Below are 17466 nucleotides of genomic sequence, written 5' to 3'. Positions count from 1 at the left end.
GTCGCCGGCGGACGTGCGAGCCGTGGAAGGGCCGCGCTGGCGCGCGAGCTGGTGCCTTCCGCGGTCAGCGCGCGCTGCGTGGTGGTCGAGGTGTCGCGGGAAGGGCGTGTGGAGATGCCGCGTCAGTCCGCGAGGCGGGCGTCGCCCGCGTAGACGTTGAAGCCCCCGCCGCGGCTGAAGCCGATGAGGGTGAGGCCCGAGTCGCGGGCGAGGTCGACGGCGAGGGAGGACGGGGCGCCGACCGCCGCGAGGAGGGGGACGCCCGCCATCACGGCCTTCTGCACGAGCTCGAACGAGGCGCGGCCCGACACCTGCAGCAGGGTGCCCCGCAGCGGCAGCCGCCCCTCGCGCAGCCCCCAGCCGACGACCTTGTCGACCGCGTTGTGCCGCCCCACGTCCTCGCGCAGCACCAGCGGCGTTCCGTCCGCGTCGAACAGCCCGGCCGCGTGCAGGCCGCCGGTGCGCTCGAACACGGCCTGCGCCTCCCGCAGCCGGTCCGGCAGCGACACGAGCAGCTCGGTCGACACCCGCAGCGGATCCTCCGCCACGCTCCACGCCGACTCCGTCGCGACCGCCTCGAGCGACGCCAGCCCGCACACGCCGCACGAGCTCGACGTGTACACCGAGCGCTCGCGGTCGAGCAGGATCTCCGCGCGGCCCCCGCGGACGCTCGCGTCGATCACGTTGTAGGTGTTCTCGCCCGGCCCCGCGCCGCTCGCGCAATAGCGCATGGCCGCGAGCTGATCGGTCGAGGTGAGCACCCCCTCCGACACCAGGAACCCGGCGACCAGGTCGAAGTCCTCCCCGGGCGTGCGCATGGTGACGCTGAACCGCCGGCCGCCCACCCGGATCTCCAGCGGCTCCTCGACGGCGAGCACGTCCTCGCGGCGGCGGGTCGGCTCCCCGGCGCGGACCGCGATCAGACGGGTCCGGGCGATGGCACGGCTCATGGGGTCCTCCTCGACGCGGCGGCGCACCGCCCCGCGACCTGAGAGCCCGGACGGCAGGCGCTCATCCTCCCACCCGCTCCCCGACGTACGATGCAGGAATGGTCGATGACGCCGAAGCCCGCGAGAAGCCGATCGACGAGAGCGCCGTCACGGTCGGCGCCCCGAAGCGGCGGGCGGTCGGCATCCCCGGCGTCGCGCACGCGCTGCAGATCTCGCTCAAGCAGATGGGTCCGCTGCGCAGCGCCGAGACGCTCCTCCGCGTCAACCAGAAGACCGGCTTCGACTGCCCCGGCTGCGCCTGGCCCGAGTCCGACAAGCGGCACGTCGCCGAGTTCTGCGAGAACGGCGCGAAGGCGGTCGCCGAGGAGGCGACGCTGCGCACCGTCACGTCCGCCTTCTTCGCCGCGCACTCGCTGATCGAGCTCGAGGGCTGGGACGACTACCAGCTCGGCCAGCAGGGCCGCCTCACTGAGCCGATGCTCCTCGACGAGGGTGCCACGCACTACCGGCCGGTCGGCTGGGACGAGGCCCTCGACGTCGTGGCGGACGAGCTGCGCGCCTGCGCCGATCCGGACGAGGCGATCTTCTACACCTCCGGCCGCACCTCCAACGAGGCCGCGTTCGTCTACCAGCTGCTGGTGCGCGGCTTCGGCACCAACAACCTGCCCGACTGCTCCAACATGTGCCACGAGTCCAGCGGCTCGGCCCTGACCGAGACGATCGGCATCGGCAAGGGCACGGTCAGCCTCCGCGACGTCGAGCGCGCGCCGCTGCTGATCGTCGCCGGCCAGAACCCCGGCACCAACCACCCGCGGATGCTCACCGCGCTCGAGCGGGCGAAGCGCGCGGGAAGCACCATCGTCGCGATCAACCCGTTGCCCGAGGCGGGGCTGCTGCGCTTCGAGAACCCGCAGACCGTCCGCGGCATGATCGGCGGCGGCACGGCCCTCGCCGACCACTTCCTCCAGGTGCGGCTCGGCGGCGACCAGGCGCTCTTCCAGGGCTTCGGCAAGGCGCTCCTCGACGCGGAGGAGGCGCGCGGCGGCGTCTTCGACCGCGCCTTCATCGCCGAGAGCACCGACGGCCTCGACGGCTACCTCGACGAGATCCGCGGCACCGAGTGGTCTGAGATCGAGCGGGCGAGCGGGATCGACGAGGCGCGGATCCGCGCGATCGCCGAGCTGATCGCCGCGAGCGAGGGCACGATCGTCTGCTGGGCGATGGGGCTCACCCAGCACGCGCACTCCGTCGCGACGCTCAAGGACGTCGTCAACGTCCTGCTGCTGACCGGCAGCATCGGCAAGCCGGGCGCGGGCGTCTGCCCGGTCCGCGGCCACTCGAACGTGCAGGGCGACCGCACGATGGGCATCTTCGAGCGGATGCCCGACTCCTTCCACGACGCCCTCGACCGCGAGTTCTCCTTCACCTCGCCGCGCGAGCACGGCACCGACACGGTCGCCGCGATCCGCGCGATGCGCGACGGGAAGGCCCGCGTCTTCATGGGCCTCGGCGGCAACTTCGCCCGGGCGACTCCGGACACCGGCGTCACCGAGGCCGCGATGCGCTCGCTCGCGCTCACGGTGCACGTCTCGACCAAGCTCAACCGCTCGCACGTCGTCACCGGCCGGCGCGCGCTGATCCTGCCGACCCTGGGCCGGACCGACTCGGACAAGCGCGCGACGGGGGAGCAGCGGGTGACGGTCGAGGACTCGATGAGCGCCGTGCACGCCTCCCGCGGGCGGCTCGCCCCGCCGAGCACGGTCCTGCAGTCCGAGGTGGCGATCCTCACCGGGATCGCGGAGCGCCTGCTCGCCGACCGGCCGAACACCCCGGTCGTCGACTGGGCGGCGCTGCGCGAGGACTACCGCCTCATCCGCCGGCACATCGCCGCGGTCGTCCCCGGCTTCGAGGACTTCGAGCGCCGCGTCAACGAGCCCGGCGGCTTCGTCCTGCCGAACCCGCCGCGCGACGAGCGCCGCTTCGCCACCGCGACCGGCCTCGCCCGCTTCACCGCGAATCCGCTGCAGTACCCGAAGGTGCCCGAGGGGCGCCTGCTGCTGCAGACGCTGCGCTCGCACGACCAGTTCAACACCACCATCTACGGCAAGGACGACCGCTACCGCGGGGTGCACGGCGGGCGCCGCGTCGTCTTCGTGCACGCCGACGACATCGCCGAGCAGGGCCTCGCCGACGGTGCGATGGTCGACCTGGTCTCGGAGTGGGAGGACGGCCTCGAGCGCCGGGCCCCGTCGTTCCGCGTGATCGCCTACGACACCCCGCGCGGCTGCATCGCGGCCTACTACCCCGAGACGAACGTGCTGGTGCCGCTCGACTCCACCGCGGCCGTCAGCGGCACCCCGACCTCCAAGTCCGTCGTCGTCCGCCTGGAGCCGGCCGCCTGACCCGTCGGCCGCCCAGCGGCCGGCTCGCCCTCACGCTGGTCGAGCAGCCGCGGAGCGGCGTATCGAGACCCGCCCCGCCAGCAGTCCGGTCCCGCTCACCACGGCAGCGCCAGCAGCCGCACCGTCTCACCCGCCCCGCTGCCGCCCGACGGGACGACCGCGACCGCCTCCGCCACCGTCAGCCCCGAGAGCATGTGCGAGCGGATCCCGTGCACCGCCCGCCAGACGCCGTCCGCCTCGACCACCGGCACGAGCACGGTCGACCCGGCCCGCCCGAGCGGCTCGCCGAGCACACCCCGCCGCAGCGCGGACGCACCGGCCCGGCTCGCCGCATCCAGTGCCGGCGGCAGGAACGACAGCGCCGCCAGGAACGCCGCGAGCGGATTCCCGGGCAGCGCCAGCACGACCGCCCCGTCGGGCAGCACCGCGATCAGCGTCGGATGCCCCGGCCGCATCGCGACCCCGTCGACCAGGACGGTCGCTCCCGCGAGCCCCAGAGCTCGCCGCACCGCGTCGGCACGCGAGCGCCCGGTCCCGCCCGTCGTGACCCGCAGCGGAGCCGTCGTCGCGAGCAGCGCGCGGGCGACCGCCTCGTCGTCGTCGCCGAGCCGGGCGACGGAGCCGATCGCACCTCCGCAGCGCGCGACCAGCGGCGGCAGCAGCGGCGTGAACGCGTCCCGGACGCGGCCGGTCCCGGGCATCCCCGCGGTGTCGACCTCGTCGCCGGTGAAGAGCAGGTCGACCGCTGCCGGCCGGCGCACGACGAGCTCGTCGAAGCCCGCGATCGCCAGCAGTGCGAGATGCGCCGGCCGCAGCCGCACCCCGGAGTCGACGAGCGCGGTGCCCGCCGGAGCCTCGTCGCCCGCGCTGCGGATGTGCCGTCCGAGCGGCAGCGGCTGCTCCGAGGAGAGCACCTCGCCGGCCACCAGGCCGCGCTCGCTCGGCAGGACGGCCTCGCACCACTCCGGCACGACCCCGCCGGTCACGATCGGCTCGGCGCTGCCCGGTCCGAGCCGCCACGGCGACGCGCCGCGGATCGCCCAGCCGTCCATCGCGGAGGAGTCGTAGTGGGGGAGCGGCCGCGGCGCGAGCAGGGCGCCCGCCGTGACGCAGCCCTCCGCCTCGCGCAGCGGCACGGTCTCGAGCGGCCCCGGAGCGGTCGCCTCCGCGATCCGCGCGCGGGCGCCGTCCCAGTCGGTCTCGCTCATCCGTCCATTCTGGTCGCGGCGACCGCGCGGGAGCGACGGCGCCGGATCCGCGGACCCGGCGCCGTCGGCGGGATCAGCCGAGGTAGCCGTTCGGGTTCAGCACGAACTTCTTCGCGGCGCCCTTGTCGAAGTCGGCGTAGCCCTGCGGAGCCTCGTCCAGCGTGATGGCCGTGGCCTGCACCGCCTTCGCGATCTGCACCTTGTCGTGCAGGATCGCCATCATCAGCGACCGGTTGTACTTCATCACCGGGCACTGGCCGGTCGTGAAGGACAGCGACTTCGCCCAGCCGAGGCCGAGGCGGATCGAGAGCGAGCCCTCCTGCGCCGCCTCGTCCACTCCGCCCGGGTCGCCGGTGACGTACAGCCCCGGGATGCCGAGGGCGCCGCCCGCCGCGGTGATCGACATCAGCGAGTTCAGCACCGTGGCCGGCGCCTCGGTGCCCGAGTCGGCTCCGTTGCCGTGCGCCTCGAAGCCCACCGCGTCCACACCGCAGTCCACCTCCGGCACGCCGAGGATCTGCTCGATCTGCCCGGCCGGGTCGCCCTTCGAGACGTCGACGGTCTCGCAGCCGAACGAGCGCGCCTGGGCGAGCCGCTCCTCGTTGAGGTCCGCGACGATCACGACGGCCGCGCCGAGCAGCTGCGCACCGACGGCCGCGGCGAGCCCGACCGGGCCCGCTCCCGCGACGTAGACGGTCGAGCCGACCCCGACGCCCGCGGTGACCGCGCCGTGGAAGCCGGTCGGGAAGATGTCCGAGAGCATCGTCAGATCGAGGATCTTCTCCAGCGCCTGGTCGCGGTCGGGGAAGACGAGCAGGTTCCAGTCCGCGTAGGGGACCATCACGTACTCGGCCTGCCCGCCGACCCAGCCGCCCATGTCGACGTAGCCGTAGGCGCTGCCCGGGCGGTCGGGGTTCACGTTCAGGCAGATGCCGGTCTTGCGCTCCTTGCAGTTGCGACAGCGGCCGCAGGCGATGTTGAACGGCACGGAGACGATGTCGCCGACCTTGACGAACTCGACGTCCGGCCCCACCTCGACGACCTCGCCCGTGATCTCGTGCCCGAGGACGAGATCGGCGGGGGCCGTGGTGCGCCCGCGGACCATGTGCTGGTCCGAGCCGCAGATGTTGGTCGAGACGGTGCGGAGGATCGCGCCGTGCGGCAGCTTCCTGCCGATGTTCGCCGGGTTCACGCCCGGTCCGTCCTTCAGCTCGAAGGTCGGGTAGTCGATGTCGATGACCTCGACGACGCCGGGGCTCTTGTAGGCGACGGCTCTGTTGCCTGACATGCGGTTCTCCTTCACGGGATGCGACCGCGGTGCGTGAGCGCCCGCGGGAGCCGCGCCGCGATCGTCCGGAGGAGGGCCGCGGCGTCGAGGCTCGAGCGAACCGTACGCCCGAAGCCTGGTGCCGGATCGAGGGGGAGGGAGTAGCGTCTCAGGATTCGTGCGTTCGCATGCGAATGGTCTCGAGCGACGTCCGCACCGCCGCGTCGATCGCCGCCCGGTCGCCACCCTGCAGGCCCGCCGCGTAGCCGGCGAGGAACGTCGTCAGCGGAGCGGCGGGCCGCACCACGCCGTGCGCCGCGTCGCCGGCCAGGGAGAGCAGGGCGTCGCGCTCGACCGGAACGTCGGCGAGCCCGAGGGCGGCGCTCAGCTCGTCCCACCAGGCGGCGAGCACTGCGGCGGTGTCCTCGCGGGCGCCGTCGCCCTCGCGAGAGTCGGGGGAGGAGGGAGAGGTCTCGTTCGTCTCGTCGGTCACGCGTTCATTCTGGGCCCGGCAGGCGATCCGCATCCGGCACTCGTCTCCCGTCCGGCACGCAGATGCCGTGGCGGAGGGCGTCCGCGGGATCGTCGACGTCCGCGGTCGATCCGGCCGGCACCTCGACGAGCACCACGGCCAGCCCGCCCAGCAGCGCGCGGACGGAGGCGCCGTCCGCCTCTGGCAGCCGCTCGACCGCGGCCGTCAGCGCGTGCCGGCGGTGCAGGCCGAGCAGGAGCTGCGCGCGGCCGTCCTCGTCGACGGCGAGCAGGGCGTCGGTCGCGGGATCCGCGGCGGCGGCCCTCGCCCGCAGTCGATCGAGGGCGGGGGCCGGATCGACGAGATCGGCGGCGACGACGGCGATCCAGTCGGGAGCGCCGGTCCGCGCGAGCAGGGGCAGTGCCGCGGCGAGACCGGCGACCGGTCCGCCGAACACGGGCTCCTCCTGGACGAGGAGCGCTGATCCGACACCGCCGCGGAGCAAGGAGGGCCCCGCGACGACGATCCTCCGCGCCTCGGCGACCGCCGCGAGAGCGTGCGCGAGCAGCGTCGAGCCGTCGTGCTCGAGCAGGGGCTTCGCCGCGCCGCCGAGGCGCTCGCCGCGTCCTCCGGCGAGGACGACGGCGTCGAACGGGGGAGTGCTCGGGCGGCCTGTCACGGGCTCGAGGCTACGGGAGGCGGCGGCGTCGGCGACCAGCGTCCGGTGTCGGAGGTCGCGGCTACTCTTGTCGGGTGGTAGCAGCCCTGTATCGCCGGTACCGGCCGGAGACATTCGCCGAGATGATCGGCCAGTCCCAGGTGACCGATCCGCTCATGACGGCGCTGCGCACCAACCGCGTCAATCACGCGTACCTCTTCAGCGGCCCCCGCGGCTGCGGCAAGACGACGTCGGCGCGCATCCTCGCCCGCTGCCTCAACTGCGCCCAGGGCCCGACGGACACGCCGTGCGGCGTCTGCGACAGCTGCGTCGAGCTCAGCCGCGACGGCCAGGGCTCGCTCGACGTGGTCGAGATCGACGCCGCGAGCCACAACGGCGTCGACGACGCGCGCGACCTGCGTGAGCGCGCGATCTTCGCCCCGGCTCGCGACCGCTTCAAGATCTTCATCCTCGACGAGGCGCACATGGTGACGCCGCAGGGCTTCAACGCGCTGCTGAAGATCGTCGAGGAGCCGCCGGAGCACGTGAAGTTCATCTTCGCGACGACCGAGCCCGACAAGGTCATCGGCACGATCCGCTCGCGCACCCACCACTACCCGTTCCGGCTCGTCCCGCCCGCGCAGATGCTCGACTACACGCAGGAGCTCTGCGAGCGCGAGAAGGTGGGCGTCGCCGCGGGCGTCCTCCCGCTGGTCGTCCGCGCCGGCGGCGGCTCGGTCCGCGACACCCTGTCCCTGCTCGACCAGCTGATGGCCGGCTCCGAGGACGAGACGGTCGAGTACGAGCGGGCGGTCGCGCTGCTCGGCTACACCCACGGCGCCCTGCTCGACGAGGTCGTCGACGCGCTCGCCGAGCACGACTCCGCCGAGGCGTTCGGCGCGGTCGACCGCGTCATCCAGACCGGCCAGGACCCGCGCCGCTTCGTCGAGGACCTGCTCGAGAGGCTGCGCGACCTCATCGTCGTCGCGGCCACCGGCGGCGCGGCCTCCGCGGTCCTGCGCGGCGTCTCCCAGGACGAGCTCGACCGCATGGCCGGCCAGTCGCGCGCCCTCGGACTCGGCGAGCTCTCGCGCATCGCCGACATCGTCAACGACGCGCTCACCGAGATGACGGGCGCGACCTCGCCGCGGCTGCACCTCGAGCTGATGATCGCGCGCACCCTCGTGCACGGCGCGGGCACGGCGGCCGCCCCGGCGTCCGTCGTCGTGCCGGCGCCCTCGGCGGCGCCGGCCGCCCCGGCGCCGACGCGGCCGGCGGCCGACTCCCGCGCTCCGGGGTCGCGCGCGCCCGAGTCCCGTGCCGCTGCATCCCGCGCACCCGAGACGCGCGCATCCGACTCGCGCATGCCCGAGCCGCATCTCCCGTCGCACGCCGCGACGCCGGAGTCGGTCCCCGAGTCGATCGCCGCGGCCCCCCGCGTCGAGACACCGGTCGTCTCCGCCGCGTCGGTCGACGCCGGCTCCGGCTCGGCCGGGGCGCCCTCCGCGCCCGACGCCGTCGCGGGTGCCGCCGCCGACGCGACTTCCGCCGACCCCGCTCCTGCCGACTCCACTCCCGCCGCCTCGACTCCGTCCGGCGCCACGGCTCCGCCGTCGGCCGCGCCCGCTGCGGCGCCCCATCCCTCCGCGGCGGACGAGCCCGGCGGCGTCACACTGCAGCGCATGAAGGACAGCTGGCCCGAGATCCTCGAGGTCGTGCAGAAGGCCCGGATGACGGCCTGGCTCGTCGCCTACACCGCGCAGGTGCGGGCGCTGAAGGACGACGTCCTCACCCTCTCCTTCCCCAGCCAGAACGACGTCGACTCGTTCAAGATGGCCGGCAGCGCCGGTCAGCCGGGAGTGAGCGAGCACCTGCGCCAGGCGATCCAGCAGGTCCTCGGACTCCGGGTCAAGTACATCGCCCGCGTCGAGCCGCGCGCGACCGCGCCCGAGGCCGAGCGAGCGGCCGTCGAGGCGACACCGCCCGCCGCCGCCGAGCAGCCCGCTGCGGCGGCCGCCCCGAGCGACCCCGACGAGTGGGCGACGGTCGCGATCCCCGCCGATCCGGCTCCCGCCGAGGTCGCCGCCGAGCCCGCGATCGAGACGGTCGTCGCTCCCGAGCCGACCGACGTCCCCGTCCTCGCCCCGTCGCCGCGCTCCGCCCCGGTCGTCCCCGCGCAGGAGCCCCCGGTCCGCCCGGCCGCCGCGTCGGCCGGCAGCTCGGACGACGAGCCGCCGTTCGACGAGGAGCCGCCGGAGGAGGACATGCCGCCGGTCGAGCCGCCGATGCCCGACTCCTGGGCCGTGGTCGCCCCTCCCGGCGAGCCGACCGCGCCCCCGGCCCCCGTCGCTCCTGCCCCGGTCCGCGCCCGCGAGCGACCCGAGCCGGCGCCCCGCCCGGTGACCCGCACCACCCGCTCGGCCACGGCCGACGGCCGTCAGCGCTACGGCGAGGCGGTGGTGCGCGAGATCCTCGGCGCCCAGTTCATCGAGGAGCAGCCGCACGTCCCCCGCGGTCCGCGGGTGACCGGCGGATGACCGTCGCGCCGCTCCTCGCTCCCGCACTCCTCACCCCCGAATCCGCTCCCCGAGAGGAGGCGCCCGCATGTACGAAGGCATCGTCCAGGAGCTGATCGACGAGCTCGGCCGGCTCCCCGGCATCGGCCCGAAGTCGGCCCAGCGCATCGCGTTCCACATCCTGCAGACCGAGACGTTCGACGTGACGCGTCTCGCCGAGATCCTGCTGGAGCTGCGCAACCGCGTGCACTTCTGCGACATCTGCGGCAATGTCGCGGAGGAGGCCACCTGCGGCATCTGCCGCGACCCCCGCCGCAGCCGCGCCGTCATCTGCGTGGTCGAGGAGGCGAAGGACGTCCCCGCCATCGAGCGCACCCGCGAGTTCCGCGGGCTGTACCACGTGCTCGGCGGCGCGATCAGCCCGATCGACGGCATCGGCCCCGACCAGCTCCGCATCCGCCAGCTGCTGCAGCGCCTGGCCGACGGCGAGGTGCAGGAGGTCATCATCGCGACCGACCCCAACCTCGAGGGCGAGGCCACCGCGACCTACCTCTCCCGCATGCTCAGCACCCTCGGCATCCGGATCACCCGCCTCGCCTCCGGCCTCCCCGTCGGCGGCGACCTCGAGTACGCCGACGAGATCACCCTCGGCCGCGCCTTCGAGGGCCGCCGCCTCGTCGAGAACTGACGCCGAGCCGGCGGTCCGGGCGGCCTCGCCGCAACATGACCCCTCGCGCATGCGGCCGCCGGTAGACTCCTGCGTCGGGTCGCCACGGCCCGAGCCACTGACCCGGGAGTAGCGCGTGAGCCTGATCGTCCAGAAGTTCGGCGGGTCCTCCGTCGCCGACGCGGAGAGCATCAAGCGGGTCGCGAAGCGCATCGTCGCCACGAAGCAGGCGGGCAACGACGTGGTCGTCGCCGTCTCCGCGATGGGCGACACGACCGACGACCTGCTCGAGCTGGCCCACCAGGTCACGCCGATCCCCGCCCCGCGCGAGCTCGACATGCTGCTCTCCTCCGGCGAGCGGATCTCGATGGCGCTGCTCGCCATGGCGATCAAGAGCATGGGCTACGACGCCCGCTCCTTCACCGGCAGCCAGGCCGGCATGATCACCGACGCCCAGCACGGCGCCGCCCGCATCGTCGACATCACCCCGGTGCGCCTGCGCGCCGCGCTGGACGAGAACGCGGTCGTCATCGTCGCCGGCTTCCAGGGCTTCAACCGCGACACCAAGGACATCACCACCCTCGGCCGCGGCGGCTCCGACACCACCGCCGTCGCCCTCGCCGCCGGCCTCGGTGCCGACACCTGCGAGATCTACACCGACGTCGACGGCGTCTTCACCGCCGACCCGCGGGTGGTCAAGAAGGCCCGCAAGCTCGACCGCATCTCCAGCGAGGAGATGCTCGAGCTCGCCGCGGCCGGCGCGAAGGTCCTGCACATCCGCGCCGTCGAGTTCGCCCGCCGTCACGGGGTCACGCTGCACGTGCGCTCCTCGTTCAGCCCCAACGAGGGCACCATCGTCTACAACGCCGTGCCCGGCGAGGACGCCCCCGGAAGCACCGAGAAGAATGGACAGCCCGTGGAAGAGCCGATCATCGCCGGAGTCGCCGCCGATCTGAACGAGGCCAAGATCACCGTCGTCGGCGTGCCCGACATCCCGGGCAAGGCCGCGCAGATCTTCACGATCGTCGCCAAGACCGGCTCGAACATCGACATGATCGTGCAGAACGTCTCCGCCGCCGCGACCGGCCGCACCGACATCTCCTTCACGCTGCCCAAGGCCGACGGCCAGACGGTCCTCACCGCGCTGAACGCCGAGAAGGACGAGGTCGGCTTCGAGTCGCTGCAGTACGACGACCAGATCGCCAAGCTCGCGCTCGTCGGCGCCGGCATGCGCACCAACGCGGGCGTCTCGGCCAAGCTCTTCCGCTCCCTCTACGAGGCGGGGATCAACATCGAGATGATCTCCACGAGCGAGATCCGCATCTCGGTCGTCACGCGCGCCGACACGGTGAACGACGCCCTCCGCGTCGTGCACACCGCCTTCGGTCTCGACGCGGACGACGAGGCCGTCGTCTACGCCGGCACCGGTCGCTGACCGCCGAACGCCCCCGCGATCCTGCCGATCGCACCCTCCGGTCCCCGCGCCTCCTCCGGCGTTCGGTACCGTCTCCGGGGAGCCCGCCCCGGCACCTCCCGCCAGCACCCTCGGTCCGCTCCTCCCGCGAGCGCCGCACGGACGAAAGAGCACAGCATGAGCAGCACCCCCCTCCACATCGGAGTCGTCGGAGCCACCGGTCAGGTCGGCACCGTCATGCGCCGCCTCCTCGAGGAGCGCGACTTCCCGATCGCGTCGATCCGCTTCTTCGCGACCGCCCGCTCGGCCGGCACGACCCTGCCGTTCCGCGGCGAGGACATCGTGGTCGAGGACACCGAGACCGCCGACCCCTCGGGCCTGGACATCGCGCTCTTCTCGGCCGGAGCGACGGGGTCGCGCGCGCAGGCGCCCCGCTTCGCCGCCGCGGGCGCCGTGGTCATCGACAACTCCAGCGCCTGGCGGATGGACCCCGAGGTCCCGCTGGTCGTCAGCGAGGTGAACCCGCACGCGATCGAGCAGGCCGTGAAGGGCATCATCGCGAACCCGAACTGCACCACGATGGCTGCGATGCCGATCCTCAAGGTCCTCGACCGCGAGGCCGGCCTCACCCGCCTCATCGTCAGCACCTACCAGGCCGTCTCGGGCAGCGGGCTCGCGGGAGCGAACGAGCTGGCCGGTCAGGTCCGCGCGGCCGTCGCCGACGAGCACCTGCTCGACCTCGTGCACGACGGCTCGGCGGTCGCCTTCCCGGCACCGGAGAAATACGTCGCGCCGATCGCGTTCGACGTCATCCCGTTCGCCGGCAGCCTCGTCGAGGACGGACTGAACGAGACCGACGAGGAGAAGAAGCTCCGCAACGAGAGCCGCAAGATCCTCGAGCTGCCCGGCCTGCTGGTCTCCGGCACCTGCGTGCGCGTGCCGGTCTTCACCGGCCACTCGCTCTCGGTGAACGTCGAGTTCTCCGCGCCGCTCAGCCCCGAGCGCGCCCGCGAGCTGCTCGCCGACGCCCCCGGTGTCGCGCTGCGCGAGGTGCCGACCCCGCTCGAGGCCGCCGGCAGCGACCCGAGCTACGTCGGCCGCATCCGCGCCGACGAGGGCGCCCCCGAGGGCCGCGGCCTCGCCCTCTTCATCAGCAACGACAACCTCCGCAAGGGCGCGGCGCTCAACGCCGTGCAGATCGCCGAGCTGATCGCGGCCAAGCAGCCCGTCGCCTGACCCGGCGCGGATCTCGACACGCCCTCTGCGAGGGCTGCTCGATCAGCATGGAGCGCCCGCCTGCGCCGCGGCGCCTGCATGCTGGTCGAGTAGCCGCGGAGCGGCGTATCGAGACCCACGTGTCCGAGCATCGGCCGCCCCCGCCGACCCCCGACGGGAAAAGCCGTCAATTTGATGGGGGAGCGGGCCCCCGGCCCGCCTGCCGCCCGGCGCCCGACGGTAAACTCGACTCTCGTGAACTCCTCGGAACCGGTCGACGTCGCCCTCATCGGTGGGGGCATCATGAGTGCCACCCTCGGTGCACTCCTCACCAAGCTCCAGCCCGACTGGACCATCGCCGCCTACGAGCGCCTGGGCGACGTGGCGCAGGAGTCGTCGAACCCCTGGAACAACGCGGGCACCGGCCACGCCGCCCTCTGCGAGCTGAACTACATGCCCGAGGCGGCCGACGGCTCCGTCGATCCCGCGAAGGCGATCCAGATCAACGAGCAGTTCCAGATCTCGCGCCAGTTCTGGTCGAGCCTGGTCGAGGCCGGTGACATCCGCGAGCCCTCGAGCTTCATCAACTCCGCCCCGCACATGACCTTCGTGCACGGCGAGGCCAACGTCGAGTACCTCCGCAAGCGCTACGAGGCGCTGAAGGACCAGCCGCTCTTCGCCGGCATGGAGTTCACCGAGAGCACGAAGACCATCCACGAGTGGGCTCCCCTGCTGATGGAGCAGCGCCCCGCCGGTGGCGGCCCCTACGCCGCCACGCGCATCCCGGCCGGCACCGACGTCGACTTCGGCGCCCTCACCCACCAGCTCTTCGACCACGTCGTCGCGCACGGCGGCACCCTCGACACCGGCCACGAGGTCACCGGGATCACCCGGCAGAAGGACGGCACCTGGCGCCTGGACCTCAAGCAGAAGGTCGGCGGCACCCCCAAGAAGGTCGTCGCCCGCTTCGTGTTCGTCGGGGCCGGCGGCGGTGCCCTGCACCTCCTGCAGAAGTCGGGCATCCCCGAGATCAAGGGCTTCGGCGGCTTCCCCATTTCCGGCCAGTTCCTCCGGACCGACAACCCGGCGATCGTGGCCCGGCACCAGGCGAAGGTCTACGGCAAGGCCGCCGTCGGCGCCCCGCCGATGTCGGTCCCGCACCTCGACACCCGCGTCGTCGACGGCCAGGCGTCGCTGCTGTTCGGCCCGTACGCCGGCTTCACGCCCAAGTTCCTCAAGCGCGGCTCCTGGCTCGACCTGCCGCTCTCGATCCGCCCGCACAACATCGGCCCGATGCTCGCCGTCGCCCGCGACAACCTCGACCTGATGAAGTACCTGCTCGGCGAGGTCCTGGCGGGCCGCGACAAGAAGATGAAGGCTCTGCGCGAGTTCCTGCCCACCGCCCGCTCGGAGGACTGGTACCTCATCACCGCGGGTCAGCGCGTCCAGGTGATGAAGAAGGACGAGAAGAAGGGCGGCGTGCTGCAGTTCGGCACCGAGGTCATCACCGGCGCGGACGGCACGATCGCCGGCCTGCTCGGCGCCTCGCCCGGGGCCTCGACGGCGGTGCCGATCATGCTCGACATCGTCAAGCGCTGCTTCCCCGACCGGATGAAGGCCTGGGAGCCGCGGATCCGCTCGCTCGTGCCGAGCTACGGCTCCACGCTCAACGACGCCCCGGAGACGGCGGAGCGCACCGTCGCCGCGACCTCCGAGGCGCTCGCGCTCCGCGCCTCGGTCTGAGCACCGAGGGCGGGATGAGCACGCTGATCGAGTAGCCCGCACAGCGGGCGTGTCGAGATCCACCGTCGTCAGAAGACGGGTCTGGAGACCCGCCCTGCTGAGGACGGTGGGTCTCGATACGCCCCTGCGGGGCTACTCGACCAGCATGGATCCATCGGAATGTTCGAACACATGTTCTAATGGACGCATGAGGTGGAGCGGGCAGGCGATCGGCGCGGCGGACGAGGCCGCGCTCCCGGGCCTGGTCAAGCTCACCGAGCTCGTCCGGACCGTCCGCACCCCGGAGTTCGACGGCATCACCTTCTACGAGGTGCTCGCGAAGTCGGCGCTGAACCGGGTGCACTCCTCGTCGAAGATGCCGTTCGGCTGGACGATCAACCCGATGCGCGGCTGCACGCACGCCTGCACCTACTGCTTCGCCCGGCCCACGCACGAGTACCTCGAGTTCGACGGCGGCAGCGACTTCGATTCGCAGATCGTCGTCAAGGTGAACGTCGCCGAGGTGCTCGCCCGCGAGCTCGCCCGTCCCAGCTGGGAGCGCCACCCGGTCGCGCTCGGCACGAACACGGACCCGTACCAGCGCGCGGAGGGCCGCTACCGGCTGATGCCCGGCATCATCGCCGCGCTCGCCGCCTCCGGCACCCCGCTGTCGATCCTCACCAAGGGGTCGCTGCTCCGGCGCGACCTGCCGCTGCTGCGCGAGGCGGCTGAGCACGTGCCCGTCGACCTCGGCGTCTCGATCGCCGTGTTCGACGAGGACCTGCAGCGCTCGATCGAGCCCGGCGCGCCGACCGCCGCGGCCCGGCTGGCGACCGTCACCGCCGCGAGGGAGGCGGGCTTCGAGTGCTCGGTCTTCCTGATGCCGATCCTGCCGTTCCTCACCGACACCCGCGCCCACCTCGACGCCTCGCTCCGCGCCTGCCGCGAGGCGGGAGCGAGCACGATCATGTACTCCACGCTCTACCTCAAGCCCGGAGTGAAGGAGTGGTTCCTCCAGTGGCTCGCGCAGGAGCACCCGGAGCTGCTCGACCGCTACCGGTCCCTCTATCCCGGGCGCTCCGCCTACGCGCCGGTCGAGTACCGCCGCTGGCTGTCCGCGCGGATCCGGCCGCTGATGCGCGACCACCGGCTGGAGGAGGGCGAGGCCGACCCGGCGACGGGCTCGATGCGGTCCTCGGCGCTCGGCCCGATCGCGCGGGGGGCCTCGGCGCTCGCCTCGCTCGGCACGCTCCGGACGCTCGGCGGCGAGCACGGCCGACCGCAGGACGGCGAGGCGGGCACGCGCCACGACGGCCTCCGGAACGGCGGTCTGATCCTCCGCGAGCTGGGCGAGGACGGGGCCTCGGTCCTGCCCGGGGTCGGCCAGCCGACGCTGTTCTGAGGCCGCCGCGGTCGTCCGCGTCCCCGCGGCTAGGATCGTCGCATGCTCCCTCGCCCCGGTGAGCCGACGTCCGGCTCCTCCGCCCGGGCCGCGGAGGTCCGCACGGCGGAGACCCGGTCCGCCGAGACCAGGTCGGCGGAGACCCGGTCCGCCGAGACCCCGCCCGCCGAGGGAGCCGCCCGGCCGGTCCGGCTCGGCATCCTCGACGACCACGAGCTGCTCCTGGACAGCATGAGCAGCTGGATCGCCGCCAACGCGCCCGACTTCGAGCTCGTGGTGAGCGCCGGCACCTGGATGGAGCTGGTCACCAGCACCGTGTTCCCGACCCAGGTGGTCCTGATGGACTTCGAGCTGAGCGAGCCGATCTCGATCGAGGCGCGGATCCGCACCTGTCGAGCCGCCGGAGCGACCGTGATCGTCCTCGCCGAGCACGAGGACGAGGAGATCCGCGAGCGCTCGCTGCGGGCGGGGGCCGCGCGGCACCTCACGAAGGCGCAGTCGATGCAGGACGTGATGGAGGCGGCGCGCTCGGCGATGGCCATGCGCTCGACCGCCGGATCCGCCTCGCAGTGGCGCCCCCTCCCGATCGGCGTGGCCGCCCAGCAGCGGCCCCGGCTGAGCGCGGGGGAGCTGGAGGCGCTGCGCCTCTACGTGGCCGGCGCCAGCACTCCCGAGGTCGCCGCCAGGATGAACGTGCAGTTCGAGACGGCGAAGACCTACCTCCGCCGCGTCCGGCAGAAGTACGTGAAGGTCGGTCGGCCGGCCGGCCGGCGCGCCGATCTGATCCGCCGGGCCGCGGAGGACGGCTTCCTCGAGTGACCGCGACGATCACGACGGCGACGACCACGACGACCACGACGACGACCACGGCCGCGCACGGCGCGACCCGCGGGTGCAGCCCGCGACCGAGCAGAGACAGGATCTGATGGCGAAGCTCTACTTCCGCTACGGAGCGATGAACAGCGGCAAGAGCACCTCGCTCCTGCAGGCCGCGCACAACTACGAGGAGCGCGGGCACCGGGTGCTGCTCGCGAAGCCCGCGGTCGACACCAAGGGCGAGGAGCTCATCGTGTCGCGGCTCGGCGTGACCCGTCCGGTGGACATCCTGTTCGAGCCCGACGGCGATCCGATCGCGGTCTTCTCCGCCGCGCGGGCGCGCGTCCTCGCCGAGACGGCCCGCGACGTCAGCGCGCTGCTCGTCGACGAGGCGCAGTTCCTGCCCGAGTCGCACGTCGACGATCTGCTCCGGATCGCGATCCTGGAGAACGTGCCCGTCCTCGCCTACGGCATCCGGACCGACTTCCGGACCGCCGCGTTCCCCGGCAGCAGGCGGCTCCTCGAGATCGCGCACAGCCTCGAGGAGCTGAAGACGATCTGCCGCTGCGGCCGGAAGGCGATCTTCAACGGCCGGGTCGTGGACGGCCGGTTCGTCTTCGACGGCGACCAGGTCGCGATCGACGGAGCCGAGGTCACCTACGAATCGCTCTGCGGTTCCTGCTACCTCCAGGAGAGCCGCGGGCGGCTGCGCGGCTAGCAGTGCCGAGATGTGCTCATCCTGCGTGACCCATCCGAA

At 73.1% G+C, this 17466-nt stretch carries 14 protein-coding genes; 9 read left to right on the top strand and 5 right to left on the bottom strand.

Annotated features, from left to right (window positions below; genetic code table 11):
• Positions 1-122: 122 nt before the first annotated feature.
• Positions 123-950 (bottom strand): formate dehydrogenase accessory sulfurtransferase FdhD, encoded by an 828-nt coding sequence (gene fdhD / locus GTU73_RS15200; RefSeq protein ID WP_160090527.1) that lies wholly within the window; start codon positions 948-950, stop codon positions 123-125.
• Positions 951-1048: 98 nt separating this feature from the next.
• On the opposite strand from fdhD, the gene GTU73_RS15195 reads away from it, so the two are divergent.
• The gene (locus tag GTU73_RS15195; RefSeq protein WP_160090526.1) at positions 1049-3352 is read left to right on the top strand and encodes an FdhF/YdeP family oxidoreductase; all 2304 of its coding nucleotides are present in this window, start codon (positions 1049-1051) and stop codon (positions 3350-3352) included.
• Between the two features lie 95 nt (positions 3353-3447).
• On the opposite strand, the gene GTU73_RS15190 is transcribed toward GTU73_RS15195, so the two are convergent.
• The 4 genes from GTU73_RS15190 to GTU73_RS15175 form a co-directional block, all read right to left on the bottom strand.
• Positions 3448-4560, bottom strand: coding sequence for a molybdopterin molybdotransferase MoeA (locus tag GTU73_RS15190; protein WP_160090525.1), 1113 nt, complete (start codon positions 4558-4560; stop codon positions 3448-3450).
• 73 nt (positions 4561-4633) lie between these two features.
• Complete coding sequence (fdhA, locus tag GTU73_RS15185) at positions 4634-5848, bottom strand: formaldehyde dehydrogenase, glutathione-independent (RefSeq protein ID WP_123447705.1); 1215 nt, start codon at positions 5846-5848, stop codon at positions 4634-4636.
• Between the two features lie 148 nt (positions 5849-5996).
• On the bottom strand, positions 5997-6320 hold the full coding sequence (locus tag GTU73_RS19115; RefSeq protein ID WP_160090524.1) for a DUF6457 domain-containing protein: 324 nt from the start codon (positions 6318-6320) through the stop codon (positions 5997-5999).
• Between the two features lie 4 nt (positions 6321-6324).
• The gene (locus tag GTU73_RS15175) at positions 6325-6978 is read right to left on the bottom strand and encodes an NTP transferase domain-containing protein (protein WP_160090523.1); all 654 of its coding nucleotides are present in this window, start codon (positions 6976-6978) and stop codon (positions 6325-6327) included.
• A gap of 74 nt (positions 6979-7052) precedes the next feature.
• On the opposite strand from GTU73_RS15175, the gene GTU73_RS15170 reads away from it, so the two are divergent.
• From GTU73_RS15170 to GTU73_RS15135, 8 genes are all read left to right on the top strand, one after another.
• Entirely contained in the window at positions 7053-9494 is a 2442-nt protein-coding gene (locus tag GTU73_RS15170; RefSeq protein ID WP_160090522.1) for a DNA polymerase III subunit gamma and tau, read from the top strand.
• Positions 9495-9561: 67 nt separating this feature from the next.
• On the top strand, positions 9562-10161 hold the full coding sequence (gene recR / locus GTU73_RS15165; RefSeq protein ID WP_123447702.1) for a recombination mediator RecR: 600 nt from the start codon (positions 9562-9564) through the stop codon (positions 10159-10161).
• A 115-nt stretch (positions 10162-10276) separates the two neighbouring features.
• On the top strand, positions 10277-11575 hold the full coding sequence (locus GTU73_RS15160; protein WP_160090521.1) for an aspartate kinase: 1299 nt from the start codon (positions 10277-10279) through the stop codon (positions 11573-11575).
• Positions 11576-11731: 156 nt separating this feature from the next.
• Positions 11732-12790, top strand: coding sequence for an aspartate-semialdehyde dehydrogenase (locus GTU73_RS15155; RefSeq protein ID WP_160090520.1), 1059 nt, complete (start codon positions 11732-11734; stop codon positions 12788-12790).
• A 174-nt stretch (positions 12791-12964) separates the two neighbouring features.
• Entirely contained in the window at positions 12965-14512 is a 1548-nt protein-coding gene (locus GTU73_RS15150; RefSeq protein ID WP_123705213.1) for a malate:quinone oxidoreductase, read from the top strand.
• Positions 14513-14699: 187 nt separating this feature from the next.
• On the top strand, positions 14700-15893 hold the full coding sequence (locus GTU73_RS15145) for an Rv2578c family radical SAM protein (RefSeq protein WP_160090519.1): 1194 nt from the start codon (positions 14700-14702) through the stop codon (positions 15891-15893).
• A 42-nt stretch (positions 15894-15935) separates the two neighbouring features.
• The gene (locus tag GTU73_RS15140; RefSeq protein ID WP_244231659.1) at positions 15936-16712 is read left to right on the top strand and encodes a DNA-binding response regulator; all 777 of its coding nucleotides are present in this window, start codon (positions 15936-15938) and stop codon (positions 16710-16712) included.
• A 106-nt stretch (positions 16713-16818) separates the two neighbouring features.
• On the top strand, positions 16819-17427 hold the full coding sequence (locus GTU73_RS15135; protein WP_160090518.1) for a thymidine kinase: 609 nt from the start codon (positions 16819-16821) through the stop codon (positions 17425-17427).
• The last annotated feature ends 39 nt before the right edge of the window (positions 17428-17466 follow it).

The organism is Rathayibacter sp. VKM Ac-2804, from assembly GCF_009866655.1.
GTDB lineage: Bacteria > Actinomycetota > Actinomycetes > Actinomycetales > Microbacteriaceae > Rathayibacter.
This window is presented reverse-complemented; position numbering and strand designations above follow the sequence as displayed.